The organism is Fodinicola feengrottensis (assembly GCF_039530045.1).
In the GTDB taxonomy this organism is placed as follows: domain Bacteria; phylum Actinomycetota; class Actinomycetes; order Mycobacteriales; family HKI-0501; genus Fodinicola; species Fodinicola feengrottensis.
On record NZ_BAAANY010000008.1, the window covers coordinates 360,177 to 382,856 of the forward strand.

Annotated in this window: 24 protein-coding genes and 1 pseudogene; 14 read left to right on the plus strand and 11 right to left on the minus strand. The window is 63.8% G+C overall.

Annotated features, from left to right (window positions below; genetic code table 11):
• Nucleotides 1-3: 3 nt before the first annotated feature.
• On the minus strand, nt 4-459 hold the full coding sequence (locus ABD301_RS11360) for a hypothetical protein (RefSeq protein WP_163568812.1): 456 nt from the start codon (nt 457-459) through the stop codon (nt 4-6).
• Nucleotides 460-1,010: 551 nt separating this feature from the next.
• Here ABD301_RS11360 and ABD301_RS11365 point away from each other — a divergent pair.
• From ABD301_RS11365 to ABD301_RS11380, 5 genes and pseudogenes are all read left to right on the plus strand, one after another.
• Complete coding sequence (locus ABD301_RS11365) at nt 1,011-1,448, plus strand: helix-turn-helix domain-containing protein (protein WP_344309630.1); 438 nt, start codon at nt 1,011-1,013, stop codon at nt 1,446-1,448.
• 29 nt (nt 1,449-1,477) lie between these two features.
• Entirely contained in the window at nt 1,478-1,993 is a 516-nt protein-coding gene (locus ABD301_RS11370) for a hypothetical protein (RefSeq protein ID WP_344309632.1), read from the plus strand.
• Nucleotides 1,994-2,006: 13 nt separating this feature from the next.
• Nucleotides 2,007-3,200: an MAB_1171c family putative transporter gene (locus ABD301_RS11375; RefSeq protein WP_344309634.1), complete on the plus strand. Its 1,194-nt coding sequence runs from the start codon at nt 2,007-2,009 to the stop codon at nt 3,198-3,200.
• A gap of 424 nt (nt 3,201-3,624) precedes the next feature.
• Nucleotides 3,625-3,807 (plus strand): annotated as a pseudogene (locus tag ABD301_RS42395) (hypothetical protein); the annotation flags it as partial.
• A gap of 50 nt (nt 3,808-3,857) precedes the next feature.
• Nucleotides 3,858-4,070 (plus strand): COG4705 family protein, encoded by a 213-nt coding sequence (locus tag ABD301_RS11380; RefSeq protein ID WP_344309637.1) that lies wholly within the window; start codon nt 3,858-3,860, stop codon nt 4,068-4,070.
• A 186-nt stretch (nt 4,071-4,256) separates the two neighbouring features.
• On the opposite strand, the gene ABD301_RS11385 is transcribed toward ABD301_RS11380, so the two are convergent.
• The 3 genes from ABD301_RS11385 to ABD301_RS11395 are packed head-to-tail and all read right to left on the minus strand — an operon-like array spanning nt 4,257 to nt 7,710.
• The gene (locus tag ABD301_RS11385) at nt 4,257-5,312 is read right to left on the minus strand and encodes a LacI family DNA-binding transcriptional regulator (RefSeq protein ID WP_344309639.1); all 1,056 of its coding nucleotides are present in this window, start codon (nt 5,310-5,312) and stop codon (nt 4,257-4,259) included.
• 14 nt (nt 5,313-5,326) lie between these two features.
• Nucleotides 5,327-6,895, minus strand: a complete 1,569-nt coding sequence (locus tag ABD301_RS11390) for a GH39 family glycosyl hydrolase (protein WP_163568816.1) — start codon at nt 6,893-6,895, stop codon at nt 5,327-5,329.
• Nucleotides 6,896-6,900: 5 nt separating this feature from the next.
• Nucleotides 6,901-7,710 carry an ATP-binding protein gene (locus tag ABD301_RS11395; protein ID WP_279580574.1) on the minus strand — a complete coding sequence of 270 codons (810 nt, stop codon included), beginning with the start codon at nt 7,708-7,710 and terminating at the stop codon, nt 6,901-6,903.
• Between ABD301_RS11395 and ABD301_RS11400 the strand changes: the two genes are divergently transcribed.
• Nucleotides 7,630-8,022 carry a hypothetical protein gene (locus ABD301_RS11400; RefSeq protein WP_163568818.1) on the plus strand — a complete coding sequence of 131 codons (393 nt, stop codon included), beginning with the start codon at nt 7,630-7,632 and terminating at the stop codon, nt 8,020-8,022. The two genes, ABD301_RS11395 and ABD301_RS11400, sit on opposite strands and share 81 nt — an antisense overlap.
• A 360-nt stretch (nt 8,023-8,382) precedes the next feature.
• On the opposite strand, the gene ABD301_RS11405 is transcribed toward ABD301_RS11400, so the two are convergent.
• Nucleotides 8,383-9,243 carry a hypothetical protein gene (locus ABD301_RS11405; RefSeq protein WP_163568819.1) on the minus strand — a complete coding sequence of 287 codons (861 nt, stop codon included), beginning with the start codon at nt 9,241-9,243 and terminating at the stop codon, nt 8,383-8,385.
• Between the two features lie 1,315 nt (nt 9,244-10,558).
• On the opposite strand from ABD301_RS11405, the gene ABD301_RS11410 reads away from it, so the two are divergent.
• Entirely contained in the window at nt 10,559-11,200 is a 642-nt protein-coding gene (locus ABD301_RS11410) for a hypothetical protein (protein WP_163568820.1), read from the plus strand.
• Between the two features lie 136 nt (nt 11,201-11,336).
• A complete protein-coding gene (locus ABD301_RS11415) occupies nt 11,337-12,593 on the plus strand; it encodes an IS701 family transposase (RefSeq protein ID WP_344309644.1) in 1,257 nt (418 codons plus the stop codon).
• Nucleotides 12,594-12,853: 260 nt separating this feature from the next.
• Here the strand turns inward: ABD301_RS11415 and ABD301_RS11420 are convergent, their stop codons facing one another.
• From ABD301_RS11420 to ABD301_RS11440, 5 genes are all read right to left on the minus strand, one after another.
• Nucleotides 12,854-13,387: a hypothetical protein gene (locus ABD301_RS11420; protein WP_344309646.1), complete on the minus strand. Its 534-nt coding sequence runs from the start codon at nt 13,385-13,387 to the stop codon at nt 12,854-12,856.
• A 200-nt stretch (nt 13,388-13,587) separates the two neighbouring features.
• Nucleotides 13,588-13,767 carry a hypothetical protein gene (locus tag ABD301_RS11425; protein WP_163568823.1) on the minus strand — a complete coding sequence of 60 codons (180 nt, stop codon included), beginning with the start codon at nt 13,765-13,767 and terminating at the stop codon, nt 13,588-13,590.
• A gap of 67 nt (nt 13,768-13,834) precedes the next feature.
• Nucleotides 13,835-14,026, minus strand: coding sequence for a hypothetical protein (locus tag ABD301_RS11430; protein WP_344309648.1), 192 nt, complete (start codon nt 14,024-14,026; stop codon nt 13,835-13,837).
• Nucleotides 14,027-14,459: 433 nt separating this feature from the next.
• On the minus strand, nt 14,460-15,611 hold the full coding sequence (locus tag ABD301_RS11435; protein ID WP_344309650.1) for an ATP-binding protein: 1,152 nt from the start codon (nt 15,609-15,611) through the stop codon (nt 14,460-14,462).
• Nucleotides 15,612-15,791: 180 nt separating this feature from the next.
• On the minus strand, nt 15,792-16,139 hold the full coding sequence (locus ABD301_RS11440; protein WP_163568826.1) for an ArsR/SmtB family transcription factor: 348 nt from the start codon (nt 16,137-16,139) through the stop codon (nt 15,792-15,794).
• Nucleotides 16,140-16,211: 72 nt separating this feature from the next.
• On the opposite strand from ABD301_RS11440, the gene ABD301_RS11445 reads away from it, so the two are divergent.
• Entirely contained in the window at nt 16,212-17,333 is a 1,122-nt protein-coding gene (locus ABD301_RS11445) for a GDSL-type esterase/lipase family protein (protein ID WP_344309654.1), read from the plus strand.
• A gap of 270 nt (nt 17,334-17,603) precedes the next feature.
• Nucleotides 17,604-18,155, plus strand: coding sequence for a C40 family peptidase (locus tag ABD301_RS42400; RefSeq protein WP_163568829.1), 552 nt, complete (start codon nt 17,604-17,606; stop codon nt 18,153-18,155).
• Nucleotides 18,156-18,373: 218 nt separating this feature from the next.
• Here ABD301_RS42400 and ABD301_RS11450 read toward each other — a convergent pair whose 3' ends face one another.
• Entirely contained in the window at nt 18,374-18,802 is a 429-nt protein-coding gene (locus ABD301_RS11450) for an SRPBCC family protein (RefSeq protein ID WP_163568830.1), read from the minus strand.
• A 344-nt stretch (nt 18,803-19,146) separates the two neighbouring features.
• Between ABD301_RS11450 and ABD301_RS11455 the strand changes: the two genes are divergently transcribed.
• From ABD301_RS11455 to ABD301_RS11470, 4 genes are all read left to right on the plus strand, one after another.
• Nucleotides 19,147-19,629 (plus strand): carboxylesterase family protein, encoded by a 483-nt coding sequence (locus ABD301_RS11455; protein ID WP_344309658.1) that lies wholly within the window; start codon nt 19,147-19,149, stop codon nt 19,627-19,629.
• 166 nt (nt 19,630-19,795) lie between these two features.
• Nucleotides 19,796-20,179: a pyridoxamine 5'-phosphate oxidase family protein gene (locus tag ABD301_RS11460; protein ID WP_452124480.1), complete on the plus strand. Its 384-nt coding sequence runs from the start codon at nt 19,796-19,798 to the stop codon at nt 20,177-20,179.
• Nucleotides 20,180-20,379: 200 nt separating this feature from the next.
• Nucleotides 20,380-21,306, plus strand: coding sequence for an aldo/keto reductase (locus ABD301_RS11465; RefSeq protein WP_344309660.1), 927 nt, complete (start codon nt 20,380-20,382; stop codon nt 21,304-21,306).
• A 321-nt stretch (nt 21,307-21,627) separates the two neighbouring features.
• A complete protein-coding gene (locus ABD301_RS11470) occupies nt 21,628-22,317 on the plus strand; it encodes a C40 family peptidase (protein WP_344309662.1) in 690 nt (229 codons plus the stop codon).
• The last annotated feature ends 363 nt before the right edge of the window (nt 22,318-22,680 follow it).

A 22,680-nucleotide genomic window follows, 5' to 3' on the forward strand; every position in this document is an offset into this window, starting at 1 on the left:
ACGTCAGCCCCTCTGTGAGTACGCTGAAACGACCGTCTGTCCAAGCAAGTAGTCGTGACCGGCGCCGACGTTGATCGCGACCACCGATGCCGGCTGGGGTGTGGTGATGCCGGCCGCGGGGACCTTCGCGCCGAATCCGCGAGGGTTGTGAGCATCCGTTCGGTCCCGGGAAGCAACCAACGGGTATTTATTGGTGCCGATCGCGAGAACCACCTTGATCGTGTTGCTGGTGCTCGGATCCGTCGCCCGGCCGGTGATCATCCATTTGCCGTTGATCAGGTCGCTATTATCGACGGTGCCGGTTGGTGTCCATGCGTCCGGCGACGGGCGGTTTCCGGTCCACGGGAGGGAATGTGGGGTGACACCCGCCGCGGCCTGCGCCGGGACACCGACGACGGCCAGGCCGAGGCAGTCGGTGGCCAGTGTCGCGCCGATGATGCGGAAAGCTCGCCTGCGCATATCAAACTCCGTCCGTTGAGATATCGATGAGCGCGTACGAATCGTGTTGCCGCGACCTCAAGATAAGCTGAAAGCGGCCGACGTCGAGCTTATCTACGTCCAGCCGGTAACCTCCAGCACCCGGGATCACCACCGGACTGAGGCCGGCCTTTTCCGCCGCCGGCGGACCCGCCCGCAGCAGCGCCGCAACGTCGACAGGTACGTGTAGAGCGCGTCGACCGCAACTTCTGGCGCGGCATCCGGCCACACGAAGTCGATGATCGCGTCCGGCTGACCGGCCGGCCGGCGGCCAGCGCGAGCACCGCGAGGACGGCACGCGCCTTCGGGCCGCCTACCGAAGTCTCCTTCTCGGCCTCGCCGGCGGCATGCCATGCCCGTACTGCTCCGAGAACCTGCACGCGGACGGCCACGATTTCCCCGTTCTTGACTCGTGTGTATGGAAGACGGGCGTCGCTCACCTATGTCAACACGTTCGAAGTTAACTCCCGATCCGCATCGGCTGTCAACAGAGGTGAGACAAATGCGCTGTCGCTCCACTACAGTCAAGGACCATGACCTCGTCCCCGCCGTCGAGACGAACCATCAGCGCGAAGCTGGAGCACTTGTTTCATACGGTCCGCAAATCTAACCAGCGCGAATACAGCAATGACGAGGTCTCCGCGGCGATTGCCCGCGACCAGGACGAGACGATTTCGTCGTCGTACATCTGGTATCTGCGGTCTGGGCAGCGCGACAACCCGACACTGCGGCACCTGACCGCCCTGGCGCGGTTTTTTGGCGTACCGGCCGCGTACTTCTTCGACGACGAGGCCACCGAGCGGGTCGAGGCGGAGCTGGCCCTGTTGACCGCGATGAAGGACGCAGGCGTACGCGACGTCGCGCTGCGCGCGGCCGGTCTGTCGCCCGCGAGCCTCCGCACGATTTACGACGTGATCGCCAGGGTCAGCGAACTGGAGGCAACCGCCCCGAAAACGCCCGAATCGCAGTAGGGTTCACCCGTTCTACGGGGGAGGACGGCGTGGATCCGAAGGCACTGCGCAAACGCTGCGAGGAGCGGCTCGCCGAGGTTGCCGTTCCGCGACCATTCGACCTCGGTCAGTTCTGCGCCCAGCTCGGCGAGAGCCGGGGCCGGCCCATCGTGCTGTTGCCGGTCGCGATCGGTGGCAGCGCCGCCGACAGCCCGTCCGGCCTGTTGATTCGCGGCGACCAGCGTGACTACATCATCTACGAGCGCGACACGACTCCCGTACACCAGCGGCACATCGCCCTTCACGAAATCGGGCATCTGCTCTGCGAGCACGGCGCGGCCAGCCAACTGCCGGATGAACATCTGCGGCGGCTTTTCCCGACGCTGAGCCCCGAACTGGTCCGCCGGGTCCTCGCCCGTACCAGCTATTCGACCGACGAGGAGAGCGAGGCCGAGATGCTGGCATCGCTGATCCTGCGGGAGGCCGACACTCGGGCCGCGAGTACGCCGCCGCCCGCCGACCCGACGACCGCGGAGATCCTCCGGCGGCTTGAGTCGAGCCTGTGAGCGTCTGTCCGCGATGAACCTGTTCATCTACGCGGTCACGCTTGCCTGCCTCGCGGCGCTGGTCGTCAAGACGCGCGAGCTCTGTCGCGATCCGCGGAACCTGTCAATGCGGTCCCTGTGCCTGGTCCTTTCCGGGCTGACCGTGAGCGTCGGCATCCAGCCCTTCGTGACCGCGATCGACCAGGGCACCGGCATCTCGCGGCTGGGCAGCTTCATCGGGCAGTGCGCCGTGCTCGTCGCGGCCGGCGCGGGACAGGTCTTCCTGATCCGGATCTATCGCGCGACGCCGGCCGCCGAATCCGAAAGCCGCTGGCGGCATGCCCTGCTGCTGGTCATTCTGGCCGCCAGCGTGGTGATGTTCGTACTGAGCCCGCTCGATCCGGAAAAAGGAGTCGGCGCGGCGGGTCACCTTTCGCTGCTGCCCCGGCCTTATCTCTATCTCTACCTGTATTTCGGCTATGTCGCCGTCACGCTTGTCGCGGTCATCCGGATGTGCCTGCGTTATGCCGCGCTGACCGAACAAAAGGCACTGCGTACCGGCCTGCGGATCCTAGTCGCCGGGTGCACCGCCGGACTCGCGTATATCGCGGCGTCTGTGGTCGCGCGGACCATGCAGGACTTCCATCTCAACGTCAACAGCTGGAAAGGTCCCGTCACCACTCCGCTCTACCTCACCACCGACGCCTTGATCCTGATTGGTTGCGTTTTCCCAGCCTGGGCCCCGCAACTGGGAGCTGGCTGGCGCTGGTTCGCCAACCGCAGGGCCGGACGCCGCCTGCAACCACTCTGGCTCGCGCTCTACCGCGCCATTCCGGAAATCGCGCTGGTGCCACTCACGAGCGGCGGCTCCTGGTCGGACACCCGTCTTCAGCTCTATCGCCAGGTCATCGAAATCCGCGACGGCCAGCTGGCGCTGCGGCCGTATGTCGATCCGCGGGCGTCCCGTATATCTCTGGAACTGGCTCAAAACTCCCGACTGACCGCGCGTCAACGCGCTGCGGTCGCCGAAGCCGCGGCCCTCGCGGCCGCGATCGAGGCGAAAATCAACGGCATTCCACCAGGTGACTATGGGTCGGCCGGCCAACCGGAACCGCCCGGCGGCGCCGACGTTGCCGACTTCGCCGCCGAAATCGCCTGGCTGCAACAGGTCGCCCGGGCATTCCGGTCGCCGATCGTCGCCCGTACGCTTCAGCAGCTTCATGCCTAGTTTTGGTCACAAACCCGAGGTTTCCAGGTTCGGATCACCGCCGGATCCGGGTCAGGCGGTGGGTCGGGGGCTGCGGCGGCCGGCAGGTCGTCGACGGACTCGACGTCGCCGTTTTGAAGCAGCGTAAGGTAACGCTCGCCCCGCCGAGCCTGTTCGGCGCGCTCCTGCTCGCTCAGCCCGTCGTGCCAGTCCAAGAGCGGTCGCAGGCCGACAACGAGATGTTCGTGGTACGCGCTGGACAACAGTGCGGACCGCAGGTCGGTTCGGAGCGGTCATGCGGGGCCGGAGCGCAGAGATGGCCATTTTGAGTTCGGCCGGCAAATAACGATGATGGCCCGACTGAGGGTTGTCACACTGGCTCGTCGCGTACGATTGTCCCTCCAATAGTTGCTGGGTCTTCGTTGATACGCGTAGGTAGTTCTCAATGGCGGCAAGGTTGGGTAGGATCCGATCCATAGGCGACGCGGCTGATGACTTTGTCGGTCAACTCGCGGAGCCAGCGTTCGAATTCGCGGCGTACTGGGCGACCGTGATGACCACTTTCGCGCTGGGCACAGCGGCCGGCGACATGACCGCCACCACACTGCGTCTGGGCTATTTCTCGTCCGGCCTGCTTTTGCCGTCCTCATTGCGATCCCCGCCGTCGTGTACTGGCGTATGCGGACGAACCCGATTCTCACGTTCTGGCTCGCTTACATCGTCACCCGTCCGCTCGGCGCATCCTTCGCCGACTGGCTCGGGGTGTCGCCCAGCCGGGGTGGGCTCGACTGCGGTACGGGTGTGGTCAGTTTGGCGCTGGCGGTGCTGATCGCCGTCTTCGTGGTGCGTATGACGCTCGTCAGCCGCAGTAGTCTGCGTGGACCGGCTTAACGCGCGGCGTAGCGGGCCTAGGCCACATCCCACGGATTTGCTCTGATCTGGTCGATCCGACGCCGGATGAGTGCGTAACAGCCCGCGAGGACAGCAAAACCTGCCACTGCCGTACCGAATCCAACCAGCAACGCGACCACTGCGGCGTAGGTGTCAGTGGTAGGGGGCCAGCGTCCGTTTGGGTTTTTACTTGCCGGTTCGGATGGGTTGGACGGATTTACGGACCTGGATGTGGGTGCCGAGCACCACGTGCTGGGATGTTTCTCGGTCGCGGTGCAGGGCGAGTCGTACGGCTGTGCGCCCCAGTTCTTCGTGGGGGACATGCACGGTGGTGAGACCGGGTGTGAGGTCTTCGGCAAGTGGGATGTTGTCGTAGCCAACCAAGGAGATGTCCTCGGGTACGCGAATATTGGCGTCCCGGAGTGCAGCGATGACGCCGGCGCCGACCATGTCGGTGGCCGCGAAGATCGCGGTGAAGGGGTTGCCCTGGGCGAGCAGTTTTATGGTCCTGTCGATGCCTGAGGCGCGGCTGAAGGCACCGTCGAACACCAATGATGGGTCGGGTTGGAGTCCGTATGCGTGATGGGCGGCGGTGAATCCACGCAGGCGTTGGGAGGTTGTGGTGAGTTTATCGACTCTGCCGAGGAAGACGATATGGCGATGTCCAGCCGAAAGCAGGTGACTGGTGATCGCGTAAGCGCCGCCTTCGTTGTCGTATTCCACGACGGTGGCCGGAATATCGGGGCCCAGCGGTGGCCGGCCACACAAGACCAGGCGTGAGCCCGAGCGATCCAGCGCATGAGCGAAGTGGGTCATCCGTTCCAGGTGCTCGGTGTCCTCGTACGCACCGCCGAGGACGATGACGGCGTCGGCGTGTTGTTCGCGCATCAGTTCTACGACATCGAGCTCGCGTTGTGGGTCGCCGTGGGTAGTGCATAGGAGGCAGAGCCGACCTTCGATGGTCGCCTGGTCCTCTACTCCGCGGGCGACCAGGGCGTGGAACGGGCCAGTGACGTCGTCGAGGATGAAGGCCACCGTTTTTGTGTTGGTGCCGGCCAATGCGCGGGCGTGCGCGTTGACGACGAAGTCCAGTTCCCGCATGGCGCGCTGCACTTTGGTCCGGGTCGCGGTGGCCACCGGGTATTCGCCGCCGAGTACGCGGGAGACCGTTGCCACTGAGACGCCGGCGAGTGCGGCGACGTCGCGGATGGTCGCTCGGTCCTGACCCGATCCCCTGGTCATTCTGGTCCCTTCCTCTATCGTTGCGTCACCAGCATGACGCCCCATGGTGGCAGGCGTTGCACGCGGGAGAAGGTGCCGTCCGGGGACGCATAGGCTGTCTCGCGACGGGTGCTGCCGGCCAGCTGACGAAGCGTTTCGGTGTCTTGGCGGGACAACGGATCTGGCGCTCCAAGCGACTGCCAGCTGGCCACCACGTTGCCATGGTCGGAGTCAAGGACCTCAATGTCGATGGCGGCGCCCGGATCCAGCCCGGTTAACGCAATCTGCACAGTCGCCGGTGTTCCCAACCCGACCATCCGTTCTGCCGTTTCGCGGGTAGGAAAAGACTCGGGCGGGGCGAGCGGATGTTCGACAGGGTAGTGGTATGCGAGTGCGGTGAGGAGGCCGGATGTGTGGTGCCGGGTGACGATGCCGCCCGGTGTACGAGACAGGAGCTCGTCGCCGAGTGCGTGCAGAAACCGGTACGCGTGGAATGTGGGCTTGCCGATGCCTTGGTAGGTAAGGAGGCCGAAGCCACCGTGGAACGCGCTCGGCCCGGCGCCCTGTTCTTCGAATACGTCCGTAAAAGTCCAGTACGCGAGGGAATCCACGAGCCCGATCGACTCAAGGTTGGCTTTCACGACGAAGGTCGCGGCTGGCAGGTAGTCGTGGGTGTGGTCACGCGAAGACGGGCTTGAATTCCATTCCGTGCAATGGATTTCCGCGTCGGGAAAGTGACTTGTGACAACCACGTCCCGAAGCACGGCCAGATCCCGGCGGGTGGCGTCCACGCCGCGGGTGTAATGCGCCTGCGCGCCGTGCCCGTCCAGCGCCCAGTCGGTCGGGTAGGGGTGGCAGGAGACGAAGTCGACCGGCAGCGCCTCCCGATGGCAGTAGTCCACAAACGCTTCCAGCCAGACTGGCCGCCAGTCCAGCTCATCCAGATCCGCTGTGTTTGATACCACTGCGTGTTGGGAGATGTCCTCGGTTTCGCCGTCGAACCGGGCGTCCGGCACGAAGTTACTGGTGGCCGGTCCGCCGACGCGCAACTTCGGGTCGACGGCCTTGACCGCCTCTGCAGTTGCTTTGTATAGCTCGAAATATTCGGTACGCGTGCCGCTGAAGAAGGGGTGTAGGTTGGGTTCGTTCCACACCTCGAAATACCATTCGCGGACTTCGTCGAGGCCGTAGCGGTCAACCCAGTGCCGTACAGTGCGCTGCACGAGATCCGCCCAGCCGACGTAGTCCGTCGGTGGTGAGCCGTGTGCGCCCCACCAGAAGATGGTTGCCTTTTGTCGGGCGAGTGCGTCGGGAGCGAAGCCAAGCTCGACGGACGGCCGTACTCCGGCATCCAGTAGCCGGTCGAAAAGGTCGTCGATGTACTGGAAGTTGTCGGCACTGCCATGGCGGATGAACATGTCGTCGTGGAAGAGGCCGTGGAATCGGACGTAGGAGAATCCACAGTCTGCAGCGACGATCCGCAGTTGCTCCTGCCAGGTGGCCCTTAGGCCCTCGTTGGCCCGGCCGGCGCCGACCACCGTGCTCCAGAAGTGTCGGAGCGGTTCGCCCGACGCAGTACGCGCCGCCGCCAAAGTGATGGTCATCTGACTCATTCTCTTATGACTACCGGCAGCCCCGGCGACACCGCTGCCCGGCCAACATGAGTTTCCGCGAGTGTCGTCGCAAAAAGCGGCACGCCTTTCGCGCGTTGGTTGATGGCGTGACCCAATTCCGCCGACGGCCTATGTCCCAGGACAACATCGACAAGCTGCGTCACCTCGGCGGCCGTGAGCGGCGGCAGCCGTACCTCGCACCGCGGATCCGTCCGCCTGGCGTACGTCACCAGCAGGCGCAGGCCATCCGAGAGAGCGCCGTCGCGATAGGTGCCAAGCACCAACAGTCTTTTCGTTGCCGTGGAGCGGGCCAGATAGTGCACCAGCTCGACGGTGCCACGGTCGGCCCAATGCAGATCATCGACGAACAGCATCATCGGCTGGCGCTGCAGCAAGCGCTCGACCAACCTCGAGACGGCGATGAACATCCTTGTCGTCTCCAGCTCCGGATCGCCGACCGGCATGGGGATCGGCAGCGCTGGATGCGGGATCAACCTGCCAAGATCGGGCAACCCCGCGAAGATCTCCTCCACCTCGGGTTCGGGCCGCACAGTCAGGTGTGCCAGCAGCGCCTCGACGACCGGCGCATAGGCAAGGCCGGCGTACAGCGGATACGCACGTCCCTCCAACACGGCGAAACCTCGCTCGCGGGCCAGATCGGCCACCTCGGTAGCAAACCGGGATTTACCGATCCCTGCCTCGCCACTGACCAAGACGATCTGTCCGTGTCCACGCTCGGCCGCCGCCAGCGCCTCTTCCAAAGCGACCAACTCACGCTCACGGCCAACCAACCGCCGCGTCGTCATTCCGGCACTCTAACTCCACATCCCGCACGCCGCCGTACCTGCCGGGACACCGACGAGAGCTGGGCCAAAGCCGCCAGCAACTGTGCGAGACTTTTCGCGGGCGGACCCGGCCACCCGCAGCTACCCGAAGCCAAGATCGGCGAGATCCGGCTGGTGCTGGCGCCCGGCGAGTTCCGGCTGAACCCGACGATCGGCAGCAAGAACTTCTGGACCCAACGGACGATCCCGTACGCGGCGGTCAACGGCGCGCAGATCGTCGCCCGGCAGGAGAGTACCAGCGAGTCGCTGCTCGGCGGCGCCGACGTCCGCTGAACCAGGAGAAGGACATCCACTTCGATTACCTCGACAGTGCCGGCACCCCGTCACTACTGCGGTTCGGATGATTGGTCAGCGCCCCGAATCGGTTGACGGTCCGCAAATTTCTCGCCGTGGCGGAATGTTGGGCGGCCATGTTTACCCAGAAGAAGTCCCATGGATACAGAAAGCCCCGGCTTGTCCTGGCTGGGGCTTCTCTGTAACAGATCAGTTGAGCTTGACCGTATGGTGCGTTGCGCCGAATCAAATGTCAAGCCTGGGGCTACCTGTCAGAGTGTCCAGTCCGGCTCGGCCGCCGGTCAGCGCTGCTTTTACTAAGGACCAGAAGGTGCCCGTCCGGCCACATTCAAGTGCCGGTTAGGCTCCGCAGTACATTTGCACAGCGAAGCCACCCTGGTATTGAGTGTCGTCATTTTTGACATTGATGCGCCAAGTTTGATTCGTTACCGGGAAGGAGTCGGTGATCCTCGGACCAAATCCGCCGCCACCGACAACTACCGTACCGGCGGGGCAGTCCAAGGATTGCATCCCGGACTGGCCCGGCTCGAGTATTTTCTCGGGATTGTTTACTCGTTGGTAGTTAACGATGCCACTGCCGCATACCGCCTCAACAGTGGAGGTCACCGCGGTAGGACCGTAATTGTAGATTGTGAATGCCCACGAGCTATATTCGGCCGCTGATTCCTCGACATTGACCGTCCATGATGACGACACACCACCACCACCGAGGACTTGTTGTCCGCTAGGGCAGAATGACTGGGCGAACTTTCCTTCGCCGGGATTGACGGATGTTTCGTAGCTGACAAGATTGTAGTTGCTCAGGCCAGCGAAACACACTGCGTAGGCCTGGATTTGTGCGGAGATTGCCGAGTCATTGCGCACCATCACCAGCCACTCCGAGCCGATAGCATTGGGGAAGGTGCCAACCAGTGTGATTCCACCTACGCTGTTGTTGGATTCACCACCGCTGGTGGCCCGCATGGTTGGTGGGCATTGCTCCGTGATCTCTGTTATCGATCCCGGTCCTAGTACCACCGTGCTCGTGACGACCTGTTGCCGTGCGACGGCGGAACTGGCTGCGGTCCGCTGCGATTCGGACAGCGTCGTTTTGGCCGGGCCACGTGACGCAGCCGCCGCCCCAGTGCCGCCGGACATACACAGCATCGTGAATAACAGGGTGAGAACGCCGCTCAATAGGATTCGCGTGTCGTTTCGCAAAGGTATCTCCTCTGGTGTCTGATCCGCGATGACGATGCTGCATGCTGAGACTTAGCCACTATTCGCGGAGCCCTAACTGTAAAAATCTCCTGACTGAACACACACAGCCAAAAGGGCCGTCCGACGCGCAGACTTCTACGTCCGGAAGTTCCCCGACGCCCGCGTTGGCTGCTGAAGCCGAGGGCACGCCGGGCTGGGTGGTGAGCTGTCGGTTGAGCAGCATCATGTCGATGAGATAGGTGATGAGAGGTGGTGCCGCTCGCCCCGTAGTGCCGCACGGTCGCGTACCAGCGGTTGATTGGTTATGTCGAAGGCGTCCAGGGATAGTTCCCGGCGCCCTAGCCGGTCGGAGATCGCTTTCTGTATCCGCACGTAGCCGCTGATCTTGATGTCGATCGCGTGCAACCGTCCGGTTCCGGACGTTCCTTGCCCTCCGATTTCCAGACGTACAGCAATTCGTTACCGACGACGCCCCCGATTGGAACTGGCTGATTGCCGCAGACGGGTCGTGGGTTCACCACCTCGGGGCAACCGCATCCATCAAGGCGGACCGCGCCGACTCTGGCCGCACATCGAACAGCTATGGCAACGGTGGAACGACCATGACAGACCCACCCGCCACCGTCTCGACCTCCGTTGATCTCAACCGTGCTCACCAGTTATGGCTGGACTCAACCGAAACCCCATCACATGGAACGGATCCGCATCGCCCGCTGAACGTCGAGTCCGGCGGAGCGGTGCTTGACGGCGACCACGGGGAGCCGTGTCGTCCACCTCGGCCGTTTGGCGAAGTCGAAGGAGCGGGGGCCAGTTCCTACGGCGACTGACCGGGATTGCCCTTTGTGGTCGATCGGATCGCACGTGAGGGAAACCTTCGATCGCAAGATCTCGCATTTTGGTCGGCCCTTTTAGCCCTGCTCTTCTGCTGACGGCATCCTTATGTTGAGGGCGTCGCGAATCTGGATTATTCCATGGATACAGGTGCCTCGCGCCGCCAAGCCGCTGCGCGATGCAGGTTGCCACTAATCCTGTGCCGGCACCAACAGCATCCTGTTTCAGTCAGCAGAGGGAGAAGTGCATGCGAAGCGACGGGCGAAGGTCGATGAGTGGTGTCGTCGTATTGTTGCTCACGGTGTTGTGTATGGCGGGTGGCACCACCGCGGCGGCCGCGTCCCCTGGCCCTACGAAGCCGGCACCCCCCAACCGGCCAAGGAGCGCGGTCAGTCCGGCTGACACGCGCGAGCAGGTGGTGTCAGGGGTGGTACAAGTGCGGGCAGGCCAGGACTACGGGGTGGAGAAGGACTGCCCACCTGGGATGCTGGCCACCAGCGGCGGCGAATCCAACGACAGCAACGCTGGGGTCACGCTGATTGACACATACGCCTACAACGGCGGCGCCTCGTGGCTGGTGTCGGTCCGCAACGACTCAACAACCACCGCGCAGATCACCGTTTACGCCGTGTGCTTCAGCGGCCTGACCAACTACCACCTCGTCACCAGTGTTAACACTGTTGTCTCCGGCAATTTCGAGGCCGCGCAAGCGGACTGCAGGAACGGGCAGCTCCTCGGAGGTGGAGGTTGGTCCGATTCATGGACTGTTGACCTAACCGGATCAGCGGAGGAGTATGTCACCGAGTGGGGGTACGCCGTCGTCAACCACGGGTCCACCAACGCGAGCATCACCGCCCAAGCGATATGCGGCGACGGTATCAACAACTACCAGCATATCGACGGTGGCGATAAACATTTCGGGGTAGCGGGGTACGCGGTGGAATCCGTGAGTTGCCCGGCCGGAACGGTCGTGGTGAGCGGCAGCGGGGAAGCCGACTACGGCAACCACGTCGAGAGGATTACCGACTCGTACCCGGCGAGCAATCAAACGTGGTACTTATATGCGAAGAACGACAGTCAGACCACGGAAGGATTAATGAACACATTACTGATCTGCGGATCCTGACACCGGCCGATACCCGCCGAATGGCTTCCAGGCCAACGAAGCCGGCGATAATCAGCGACAGCGACTAGTAGTACTTTGTTAGGTCGGGTCGGCATGTCGTGACGGCTTTTCTATTCTTTTCCTGGACAATTCATCTATGAGTTTACGGCGTGGCATTCGCGGGGAGCTTGAGGAGTACGTGTTGGATGTTTTCGGTGCGTTGCCGCGCGCCGATCAACGGGGTAAGGCGCTGGCGTATCTGCGTGGTGCGTTGACTGATGGTCAGCGGAAGTCGATGTGGCCGATGGCGGACCGGATCGGTGTGGACTACCAGCAGATTCAGCAGTTTGTGTCGTCCTCGACCTGGTCGGTGGAGCCGGTTCGGGAGCGGCTGGCGCAACTGGCCGATGAGGTGATCGACCCGATCGGATGGTTGCTGGATGACACGGGCTTTCCTAAGGATGGGAAGCATTCTCCGGGTGTGGCGCGGCAGTACAGCGGCACGTTGGGAAAGATCGGGAACTGTCAGGTCGCTCCCAGCCTGCACCTGGCCACCGACGAGGCGTCGGCGCCGGTGAATTGGCGACTGTTCCTTCCCGAGCGCTGGGATGACTCGCTTGCTGAGGAATCCGAGGTGGATGCCATCGCCGCCCGGCGTGTCGCGGCGAAGATCCCTGACGGTGAGCGACACCGGGAGAAATGGCGAATGGGTATGGAAATGATTGACGAAACGATCAGTTGGGGCCTGATGCCTGGGGTGATATGCGCCGATCCCGGCTACGGTGACTGTTCGCCTTTTCGGACCGAACTCACCGACCGTGGCCTGTCATATGTCCTTGGAGTCAAAGGGGAAACCAGCGCGCATCCGGCCGATGCCCAACCGTCGTCACCAGCCAGGCCGCCCTACACCGGCACCGGCCGACCCCGAACCGCCCGATACCGCACCGAGCTCATCAGCCTCAAAGCACACGCCATGCTCGCCGTCCAACGCGATCCAAAGAAAGCGTTCCGGACCATCACCTGGCGAACCGGAACCATCGGGCCACTACGCTCCCGATTCATCATCCTCCGAGTCCGGCCAGCAAACCGGAACATTCCCCGCCGACCAGACGGCAGCCTGCCAGCGGTCTGGATGATCGCCGAATGGCCCAAAAACAACGACGAACCAACGAAATACTGGCTGTCCAACCTCCCAGCAAACACAAAACCAAAGACCCTCGTCCAGTTCGCCAAACTCCGCTGGCGCATCGAACACGACTACCGCGAACTCAAAAAAGGCCTCGGCCTCGACCACTTCGAAGGCCGCTCCTGGCTCGGCTGGCACCACCACGTCACCCTCACCAGCGCCGCCCACCTCTTCATCACCAAAATGCGACTCACTGCCCCAAAAGCAACAGCGCCGGCCCACCCCTGACCCTCTACCAAGTACTCCGAGAAATCCAGACCATCCTCGCCACCTGGGCCGGCGCATGCCATACCTGCAACCAAATCCTACAAACTTAACAAAGTACTACTAGGGCGTGTCTGCTAATTGATGTGCCTCGTGGTAGGTGATGAGGGCTGCGAGGAGGACTCCGCCGAGGAAGTTGGTGGCGTATTTCTCGTAGCGGGTGGCGATGGCGCGCCATTGTTTAATGCCGCTGAAGGAAATGCGGCGTGCGGTCCGTGATTTTCTCAGTCGGGGTGCGCCGAGCTGGCCCAGGGATATCCGAGGCGTCCTGGATGAACACTCAGGGTCCATTTCCGGCCCACCTGGTGGTCTCCCGGCAAGCCGTAATCGCTACTTATCTGCTCGCCCGCGTACGGCTGGCCCGGATCGACCACGAGGATGGCCGCGCCCTTACTTTCACGTGTGACGGTCGCGACGACATCGCGCCGGGGAGCCGCATCGAGTGCGCAGTTCGCTATCGTCAAGGCTGGCAGGATGACTGCGAAAGCGGCGACGACACTGATACACAAGGTGCCCAACACCCAGGCCCAGGGTGGCGGTCCGCAGCGAATAATCCCCACGACGAGGATCACGACCAGGAAGAGAGCGGCGGACGCGAGAGCCGTTGGTATGTAGCCAGATTCCAGGCGATCGTCACGGTGGTACCAAATGGGCAGCACGATTTGCAGAATGATCCCTAACCCTATCAGCGCAAAGGTCCATACGAAGACCTTGCCGATTGTCCGTTCGTAGCAGTCCTCGCGTTCCTGTGGGGCCATGGCCGCAATGTAGCCGGCAGAGCCAGCGATCGTCGCCGGTAATCCGGTGCACGTCCTGATAGCACCCACTTGCCGGCGCTTGCGTGCAACTACTTAAACAAGCCAACCAACCAGGGTTGACCACTGTTCAGGTATGAATCAGTGAGCCGATGCTGGATAGTGGCAACTTGCGACGCGGTAACCGTGGGCCTTTCGTAGGATCACCGGGTCTTCCTAAGTCGCCAGGCAAACTGACCGATCGCCGCGACCAACAAGCCGATCATCAACACCGTAAGTCCGCGTCGGATCAGGTTGTCCCAGCCACCGCTCATGAAATTGAAGCCGATAATCACGATGCACAACACAATCTGCGCCGTACTGCTCAGCAGTCTCCGTCTCATGAATCCAAGGTAGGCCGCGGATCGCCGCACGCACTTCGATCAACGCCACCGCTGCGCCTTCGGCAGCCTACCCCGGACCATCCGTACCAGACCACGCGCGCAGCACGGGCCAACGAGTCCCTGCTGGCGGCCCGATTCCTCGTACATACCCGCGGATCAGCTGGACACCGGGATGCAGCTCAACCACGTCCCACTGGCCGAGCGTGCGCCGCTCATGGCGCTGCAGCGTCACCTCAGGATTCACCGAATCACCAGGCACCACAACATCACCTCCGGCGCTCCAGCGCTGCTACCGACCGATCGGATAAAGGACAACCCGCCACAACACGGTCCCCTTCAGGCCGGCACTGCCGCCGATCCGACAGCCCGTTCAGCAAGAAAGGTAGGAACTGGGCGCAGGAGGCACTTGACACCGCCCGTAGAGACACGTTGCTGGGGGCTGTGTTTATTGGTATAGCTCCTGGGACCTAGGAGGCACCAGCGACTGATGTGACAGTGGAGCGGGCTCCGGGTGGGGCTGTGCCGGCGCCGGCGGATGTGGTGATCGGGCTAGCTAAATTCCCCATTGTTGCTAGATCATTTTCCCAGTTGAATGTCGTCCGCCGTGGCGTTCGCGCTGGTCAGGGTGGACTACTGGCCGTGCGTCGAGCCGGCCCCTCCAGCTCCGCGGCGACGCTGGTGGCCCAGGCCAGCTAGCCGGTAGGGACGTCGTCGCCGCTGGCAGCGAGCATCTCGGCGGCGAACGCGCGTACCGTCTCCAGCATCCGCCAGCGTCCTGCGGCCCCCAGTACGACCAGGCTTTTGTCCACCAGCCGGCCAAGTACGTCGGCCAGCTCGCCAGCAGGCTGGCCCGGGTTGGTGGCGGTGACCGCGGCCAGATCGAAGCCGCCGACAAAAACCGCCAGCCGGCGAAAGAGCGACCGCTCTCGCGGGTCGAGCAGGTCGTGGCTCCAGCCGATCACCATCCGCAGCGATCGGTGCCGCTGATCGGTACCCCAACCTCCGGCCACCAGCCGCAGCCGGTCACGCAGGGCCGTACGCAGGCCGTCCATGCCCAGCGAGCCGATCCGCGCGGCGGCCAACTCGATCGCCAGCGGGATCCCGTCCAACCGCGAGCACGCGTCCGCCAGTAGTCCCGGCTCAGCTGCGAACGTACGGTCGACGGCCCGCGCGCGGTCGGTGAGCAGCTCTTGCGCTTCGACGCCGAGCGGCGGCACGACCAGCGTCCGTTCGGCTGGCAGGCCGAGCCGTTCCCGGCTGGTGGCCAGCACGGTGATGCCCGGGCAGCCGGCCAGGATCCGCTCAACCAGCGGCCCAACCTCGTCGTTGACGTGTTCGCAGTTGTCCACCACGAGTACGCCGGCCTGGTCGCCGAGCTGGTCGAGGATGGCGTTCGTCAGCGGCTGGCCCTGCCGTTCGACGACCCCGATGGCGGCAGCCACCGCAGGCACCACAAAACCGGCCCGTACCGGCACCAGATCCACAAAGGCGGCACCGGCCGGTGCGACTTCCATGGCCAGTCGGGACTTCCCGACGCCACCGGGCCCCAGCAGACTGACCAGGCGGTTCTGGGTCAAGGACGTCAGCAGCTCGGTACGTTCGGTGGCCCGTCCGACGAAGCTGCTGGCCGCCCAGGGCACAGCCACCCACCTCGGCACGGCCGTCGCCAGCGACCGGCGGTCGGTGACCCCGGCCTTGCGCAGCAGCGACGAGACGTGACTTTCGACCGTACGGATGGAAAGGTGCAGCCGCTCGGCGATCTGCGCGTTGGTCTGGTGCTCGCCAATCGCCGCCAGCACCTCAGCCTCCCGCGCCGAGATCGTCTCCCTCCAGTTCGCACTCACACGGCCATCATCTTCCGTACTGGCCACGATGTGTCGTATGCGGAGGAAACCGGTGCGCAAAGTCGGTTCTGCGATGTCGATGTCGTCGGATGGCTTCGTGACCGCTTCGAACGCTGGCCGCGAGAACCTGCCAAGGTGGGGGTGTGGCTGTCAAATACCGCGCCGTCCGGTGGTCCAGTTTCAGGATCTCCCTGTCGTGGTGCCGTCGTGGGGCGCGGTCTCCGTGGCAATGACGGCGAGCAGGCCAGGAAAGCGTGAGTCCAGATCGTCGGTGCGTATGCTCAAAATTCGGCGAGCGCCGTCGATTCGTTCATGGATCAGACCGGCCTCGCGCAGGATCTTTTGGTGGTGCGAGAAGGTGGAGCGGCCGATCGTGAGCCCGGCGGCCCGGTAGAGGTCGTTGCAGGGTGACGAGCCCAAGCCGGCGAGGGTTCGTACGGCGAGGAGGCGGACCGGGTCGGCCAATGCGCCGAATACGTCGGTCAGGGTGACGGTCTCGATCGGCGGGTGCCTGCCATCACTGCTCATACGTACAAACTAGGCTGGCCTTTAGTCGATGTCCATCGTACTGTTCGATGACTGTCGACATAAGGAGTGCCCGTGGCAACTGACGCCTGGACCACGTCCTTTCTCGCCTCTCTCGCCGGGCCGGACCTGACCCTCCCGTTTCCACCGCGGACGCGTACGTTCGCCGACCAGACGATCCGCCAGACGGTCCGGCTGCGGCGCGGCGGCACGGCGGTACGACTGGTGCTGAGCAACGAATTCGGGCGTGAGCCGCTGGTGATCGACGAGATCGTGTTGAGCAGCCCGTCCAAACGCGATGTGCCGGTCGGCCGCAAGGGCCTTGCGCGCTGGGAGATCGCGGCCGGCGCAACCGCGATCAGCGATCCGGTCCCCGTGACGGTCGAAGCCGCCGACGAACTGACGATCAGCTGCTTCGTAGCCACTCGGACCGAGCCCGCGACCTATCTGCACTCGGCCCAGCGGACAGCCCAGATCGCGCCCGGAAACCAGCTGTGCGAACGGCAACTGACCAAGGCTGAGACGTCTTCGTCGGTCTACTGGATCGGCCGTGTTCTCGTCGACACACCTGCGCAAGGTCCGGTGCTCGTCGCCGTCGGCGACTCGATCACCCGCGGAGACGGCACGACAACCGACGCGGACCAGCGTTATCCCGACCACCTGCAACGGCGACTGCCGAACGGCGCGGTCGTACTGAACGCGGGCCTCGGCGCAAACCGGCTGCTGCGACCGGAGCTCGGTCCACCCATGACCGAACGGTACGAACGCGACGTGCTGTCTGTCGCCGAGGCCACCCACGTCATCATCATGGGTGGGATCAACGACATCGCGTTGCCGGCAATGCTGGGCGAAACCCGTCCGAGCGCCGCCGAGCTCGTGGAAGGCCTGCGTACGCTGGCCCGCCGCGCCCAGGAGCGCGGCATCCGGCCACTGCTGGGCACCATCACGCCGGTCGGCATCAGCCGTATCGACGACTTTGTCGCGTCCGGCAATCAGGACGTACGCCTGGCCGTCAACGACGCCCTAAGAGCACAGACCGAATGGCCAATCGTCGATTTCGCCGCCGCTGTCGCCGACGCCACCGACAGCAATCGGCTGGCCGGTTATTACGACTCCGGCGACGGGCTTCACCCGAACGACGCCGGAGCCCGCGCACTCGCTCACGCCATCGAGCTGGCCCGTTTCGATATGGCCTAGTTGTTGCTCGGTACGTCGAAGAACCAGCGGGTGCCCGACCTGAGCATGCTGGGCAATGGGCTAGCCGACGCCTCTACTGGGCAGAGCCGGCCGACCTCAACGCAGCCGCCTAGGCGTCGTACAGAGCGGACAGGAGTATGCCGAGGCGTGCGCGGCCGCCGCCGCGGCTCAGGTCCAGCAGTCTGCCCTGCAAACACAGTTCAACGGCCGAAGCGCCGCCCTAGCGGTGCTGCAGAGGACGTACGCATCCAGCTCGCCGCCGCGGTAGCGATGGATACCTTCAATCTCCAGTTAGGGGCCCAGTATTTGTCCGCGCTCGGCCCGGGCGGCGCGCCCGCCTCGGCCGCCGTGCGGGCCGTGGGGTTCGCGCTCATCCAGCGCGGCAAGCCGTACGTGTTCGGCGCGTCGGGCACCGGCTCGTATGACTGTTCGAGCCTGGTGCAGGAGTCATACCGGTACGCAAGCATCTCGTTGCCACGTAAGGCCCGGCCGCAATGGCGCATCATGCGGCCGGTGCAGGTCAACGCCTACTTCCCGGTGACATACTTTTTCCCGACAGACCGGAACAACTGGGACACCATTCACCACGTCGGGACCTACCTCGGGAATGGCGAGATGATCCACGCGCCGCAATCAGGCGACGTTGTCGGATCGCGCCCGTCTGGTGGGTGGAGTTCTTCGGCGCCACCCGGGTGGTCGGCGCGGTGCCGCCGGGCCAATCCGGAACCATCCCCACCTTTGCGTCCAGCGTCGGAACCCCGTCACGAGGCACGCAAACCGAACTGTCCACTCCTCAACCGCCGGCGAGCAATCCGCCCATGACGAAGCCACCTGTGACCAAACCTCCTGTGACCACGCCTCCGGATGCGCCATCGACGCCTCCGGGCACCCCATCGACGCCGGGAATGCCCAGCAAACCTCCTACCGACCCGCCATCCCAGACTTCACCGCCAAAACGCTCGATTCTTACTCAGCTCCAGCGGCTGCTCCGTGGTCTCTAAGCTCCCGTCGAAGGGCACTCAGCACCGTTGCTCGGTGGTTCAGAGGGCATTGAGTACCGCGACCATCTGGGCCACTGTGTTGTCGGCAACGGCGTTGAAGCCAGGTTTGAGGAATGGGTCGGCCAGCCTTGCGATGCCGTTGAACACGATCGTTGCGTGATACGTGATCGTGGTCCCGTCGGGTACGGCGGTGAAAGCAAGATCGTCCGTTGCTGTCGCGGTCTTGTTCTTGCCCACAAAAATCAGCCTGGTCTCTTCCATGTGGAAGAGCCGATAGGTGAGTTCAGTTCGACGGCCCCGGAATTCGGAGACGTTGTGCCATTGCGCGCCAGCCTCGATTGGCCCGATACCGACCCGCGTACAGGTCACGGTCCCAGGATCCCACACCTCGGTGTTCGCGAAATCCTTCAAATAGTCAAACAGCGGCCGGACCGGCTGGCGAACGGTGAAGGTACGCTCGACATCCATAACCACTCCCTCATAGGATCCGGCGTTGGTCGGTGACCAGGCGCTCGTTGTTCAGCAAGAGATTCGTCACCGATAGAGCGCCGGTTCACCGCACAGAAGCAGCGGCGGGTCGTCCTCACCGGCCGCCGTGAACGGGTGCGGCCGCCGGTGAAGTTGGTAGGGCCGTGTTCAGTTCGGCGGACTTACGGCGGCGGTTCGAAGGCGACGATCGACCCACGTGACGTAAGAGTGGGAGGCGTGCTGGTCTTCGCTCCGGCGCGGTTGGAAAGCTCCGTCGTCGGTGCTGCGGCTGGATGGGCTGAGCTACAGCGGCGTGCTGCAAGAGAAGGAGACCGGACATTTCCTTGACTTACTACGCACTGGTACAACCTACGTATCCGGCCGAAGACACCGATCCGTGGGCGACCCGAGCGGTCGCGCTGACCTCCGCGCACACCGACCGGGTCTGGACCTGCGGGCACCTGACTGACGACCGGCTGCTCGCACTGCACACCACGGTTTACGCGTACGAGTTCGCCGACCGTGACGCCCCGACCGGCTTTTTCGCCTTCCCGCCTGGCTTCCCGTCGCGCGCCTACCACTCATCGGAGGTGACCTATTTCTTCGACCAGGGATTCCCGTACACGTTTCGGCCCGACCAGCGGCTACTGTCCGACCAGCTGATCAGCTACTGGGCGACCTTCGCCGCGAACGGTGATCCGAATCGCGCCGGGCAACCACACTGGGCGCCATTCAACGGCCGCAACGCGCAGTCTCTGGCGCCAGGCGCGGTGCGCGGCGTCGATCTGGAGGCCACCCACCACTGCCAGTTCTGGTCTACTGTCTGACCCGTCCCGCGCCACTAACATTCCATCTCTCGAAGGGAATACTCCCATGGATCACCAAAAGGTCATGGACGAGTTGACCAAGCCCATCTCGCAGTAACTGATCAACTCGGCCATTCCGGCACGGTTCGCTTTCAACGGTGAAGACGGCTTTCCGCGGGTCGTTCCGATGGCGTTTCACTGGAACGCGGCGGACATCGTCATGTGCACCACGACAAACTCACTGAAATACCCGGCGCTGCGAAAGTTTCCGAAGGTGGCGCTGACCATCGACACCGAGGGTTTCCCGCCGCGGGTGTTGCTCATTCGTGGCACGGCCAGCACCGAGCTGGTGGACGGGATTCCGCAGGAGTATGTCGACGCCTCGCACAAGATCGCGCCGCCGGCGGGGCATGCGGAATGGGAGGCGGGCGTACGGTCGCTCTATCCGCAGATGGTGCGGATCACCATCCGCCCGGAATGGGCGCGCCTGCAGGACTTTCAGACCACCCTGCCGCAGAACGTGGAGAAACTGATCCGCGCCGCGCAAACCCAGCAAGGCAGCCACAGTTAGCGGCAATGCCGGTTAGTTAAGGGCTTGCGTGTGTTGTCAAGGTTGGTTCGGTGCAGTCTGTTCGACGACCTCACCGGGGTGTGTAGCGATTCATACCCTTCAGTGCACCCAAACAATCGGTCCTGTTGGGGGCTTGACCTGGACTGCGGTCCAGGTAGCAGGCTTCTGCGTCCGTGACGACTTTCGTTGAGGAGCAAAAAATGTTTGTACTCGGCACGATGCATTTTGGCACCCGGCTGGACGAGCGGACTTCCTTTGAGCTATTGGACCGATTTGTGGACGCCGGTGGCACCAGAATCGATACCGCCAACTGCTACGCGTTCTGGAGCGATCCCAGTGGCCACGGTGGTACGAGCGAGGCACTGATCGGGCGGTGGCTGAAGCAGCGGCCGGGCATGCGGGACAGGATCCAGCTGAGCACGAAGGTCGGCGCGGAGCCGGGCGAGACCGGGCAGTGGCCGGCCAACCGGGAAGGGTTGTCCGCGACCGCGATCAAGGCCGCCGTCGAGGGCAGCCTCGGCCGGCTGGGCGTCGACCGTGTCGAGATGTACTGGACGCACATGGACGACCGGTCGGTGTCCTTGACCGAGGTCTCCAGAGCGCTGAACGAGCTGGTCAGCGCCGGTGTCGTCGGTCGGCTGGGCGCGTCGAACCAGCCGGCTTGGAGAGTCGAGGCGGCCCGCCAGGTGGCTGCGGCGAACAACTGGGCGGCATACGGCGCGGTGCAGCTGAGCTACTCGTACCTCCGGCCGCGACCGGAGGCGCTAGTGCCGGGCAACGTCCACGAGCACGGCTGGGCGACGTACGAGTCGCTGGACCACGTCCACACCGAGGGCCTCGAGCTGTGGGCGTACAGCCCTCTGCTTGTGGGCGGGTACACCCGACCGGAGCGCCTTCCTGAGGCGTACGAGCATCCAGGCACCACCGCCAGGTTGGCTGCGCTGGACGAGCTGGCGAGCGAGCTCGACGCCACCCGTCATCAGACCGTCCTTGCATGGTTGCTCGCCGACGCGGCCGTACGTCCCATCGTCGGCGTCAGCACCGCCGCGCAGCTCGACGAGGCAGCCGCTGCCGTACGGATGACCCTCACCGCCGATCAGTTCAGCCGCCTCACCACTCCCGCCTGACCGGTCAGGTCCATCGGTCTCATGTCATCGTGAGATGCGGGATTCGATGCCGGCGCACCGCGCCAATCACGTATGCGTTGACGGCGCGGCAATCGGCATGAGTCGTCCACGCCAACGCAGCCCAGCGTGGCCACCAATGTCTCCCCGCTGGCCAGCGCATGCGGCCCGAGCTGTGGGCGGCCCGCCGCCGTGGCTCAGATCCAGCACCCCGCGCTGCAAACGCGTTCACCAGCCGCAGCGCCGCCTTGGCGGTGCTGGAAAGGACGTACGCATCCCAGCTCGCCGCCGCAGTGGCGATGGATACCTTCAATCTCCAGTTGGGTGACCAGTATTTGTCCGGCGCTCGGCCCGAGTGGCGCGCCCGTTCCGGCCGCCGTGCGGGCAGTGGCGTTCGCGCTCGCCCAGCGCGGCAAGCCGTATGTGTTCGGCGCGTCGGGCACCGACTTGTATGACTGTCCGAGCCTGGTGCAGGAGTCATACCGGTACACGGGTATCTCGCTGCCACGTACGGTCCGGCCGCAACGGCGCATCACCCGGTCGGGGCAGGTCAACGCACTACTGCCCGGTGACCTGCTCTTTTTCGCGACAGACCGCAATAACTGGGACACCATTCACCACGTCGGGATTTACCTCGGGAACGGTAAGATGATCCACACGCCGCAATCGGGCGACGTTGTCCCGATCGCGCCCGTCTGGTGGGCGGAGTTTTTCGCCGCCACCCGGGTGGTTGGCGCGGCGCCGCCGGGCCAATCCGAAAACCATCCCCAGCTTCCCGGCCAGCGACGGAACCCCGTCACGAGGCACGCAAACCGAGCCACCCAGTCCGAAACCGCCGACGAGCAGTCTGTCCGCGACCAAACCGCCGGTGACCAACCCACCCGTGACCACGACTCCGGATGCGCCATCGACGCCGGGAATGCCCAGGCATATCTCCTTCCAACCCGTTATCCCAGACTCCACCGCCAAACCCTCGATTCTTGGTCAGCTCCAGCGGCTTCTCTGCGGTCTTAACATTCCGCCGTCGAACGGCAATTGGCATCGTGTTCAACTCAACCTCAGGTCACTGGGGGATCCAGTCGCTGTGCAAAGACTCGGTCCGATCTGGTCGCTGTCCAGTGTTGCGATCATTTTGATCTCCGCTCGGGAAAAATACGGTCCTTTCTGGTAGTCAGCATGGTCGGCGCCTTGCGCGAACACGGCCTGGGCTTAGAGAAGGACCCGCTCAAGAGTCGCTATGTTGCAACGGTTCCCGTCATTGACGAAGAGGCGATCCGAGAGTCAATACAACGAATCTTTGACGACTATTACGCCAATCTCAGGTTAATCAAAGAACGGAGACCGGCTGAAGCCCGAGAGTCTCAAAACTCTCGGCTT

What these genes read in the sequence shown, in the direction of transcription:
- ABD301_RS11415 (WP_344309644.1), top strand. Translation starts at nt 11,337, where the DNA reads ATGAGTTTACGGCGTGGCATTCGCGGGGAGCTTGAGGAGTACGTGTTG.
- ABD301_RS11390 (WP_163568816.1), bottom strand. Translation starts at nt 6,895, where the DNA reads ATGACCATCACTTTGGCGGCGGCGCGTACTGCGTCGGGCGAACCGCTC.
- ABD301_RS42400 (WP_163568829.1), top strand. Translation starts at nt 17,604, where the DNA reads ATGGATACCTTCAATCTCCAGTTAGGGGCCCAGTATTTGTCCGCGCTC.
- ABD301_RS11385 (WP_344309639.1), bottom strand. Translation starts at nt 5,312, where the DNA reads ATGACCAGGGGATCGGGTCAGGACCGAGCGACCATCCGCGACGTCGCC.
- ABD301_RS11380 (WP_344309637.1), top strand. Translation starts at nt 3,858, where the DNA reads ATGCGGACGAACCCGATTCTCACGTTCTGGCTCGCTTACATCGTCACC.
- ABD301_RS11420 (WP_344309646.1), bottom strand. Translation starts at nt 13,387, where the DNA reads ATGGCCCCACAGGAACGCGAGGACTGCTACGAACGGACAATCGGCAAG.
- ABD301_RS11440 (WP_163568826.1), bottom strand. Translation starts at nt 16,139, where the DNA reads ATGAGCAGTGATGGCAGGCACCCGCCGATCGAGACCGTCACCCTGACC.
- ABD301_RS11425 (WP_163568823.1), bottom strand. Translation starts at nt 13,767, where the DNA reads ATGAGACGGAGACTGCTGAGCAGTACGGCGCAGATTGTGTTGTGCATC.
- ABD301_RS11360 (WP_163568812.1), bottom strand. Translation starts at nt 459, where the DNA reads ATGCGCAGGCGAGCTTTCCGCATCATCGGCGCGACACTGGCCACCGAC.
- ABD301_RS11465 (WP_344309660.1), top strand. Translation starts at nt 20,380, where the DNA reads ATGTTTGTACTCGGCACGATGCATTTTGGCACCCGGCTGGACGAGCGG.
- ABD301_RS11375 (WP_344309634.1), top strand. Translation starts at nt 2,007, where the DNA reads ATGAACCTGTTCATCTACGCGGTCACGCTTGCCTGCCTCGCGGCGCTG.
- ABD301_RS11450 (WP_163568830.1), bottom strand. Translation starts at nt 18,802, where the DNA reads ATGGATGTCGAGCGTACCTTCACCGTTCGCCAGCCGGTCCGGCCGCTG.
- ABD301_RS11365 (WP_344309630.1), top strand. Translation starts at nt 1,011, where the DNA reads ATGACCTCGTCCCCGCCGTCGAGACGAACCATCAGCGCGAAGCTGGAG.
- ABD301_RS11410 (WP_163568820.1), top strand. Translation starts at nt 10,559, where the DNA reads ATGCTGGCCACCAGCGGCGGCGAATCCAACGACAGCAACGCTGGGGTC.
- ABD301_RS11460 (WP_452124480.1), top strand. Translation starts at nt 19,796, where the DNA reads ATGGCGTTTCACTGGAACGCGGCGGACATCGTCATGTGCACCACGACA.
- ABD301_RS11395 (WP_279580574.1), bottom strand. Translation starts at nt 7,710, where the DNA reads ATGACGACGCGGCGGTTGGTTGGCCGTGAGCGTGAGTTGGTCGCTTTG.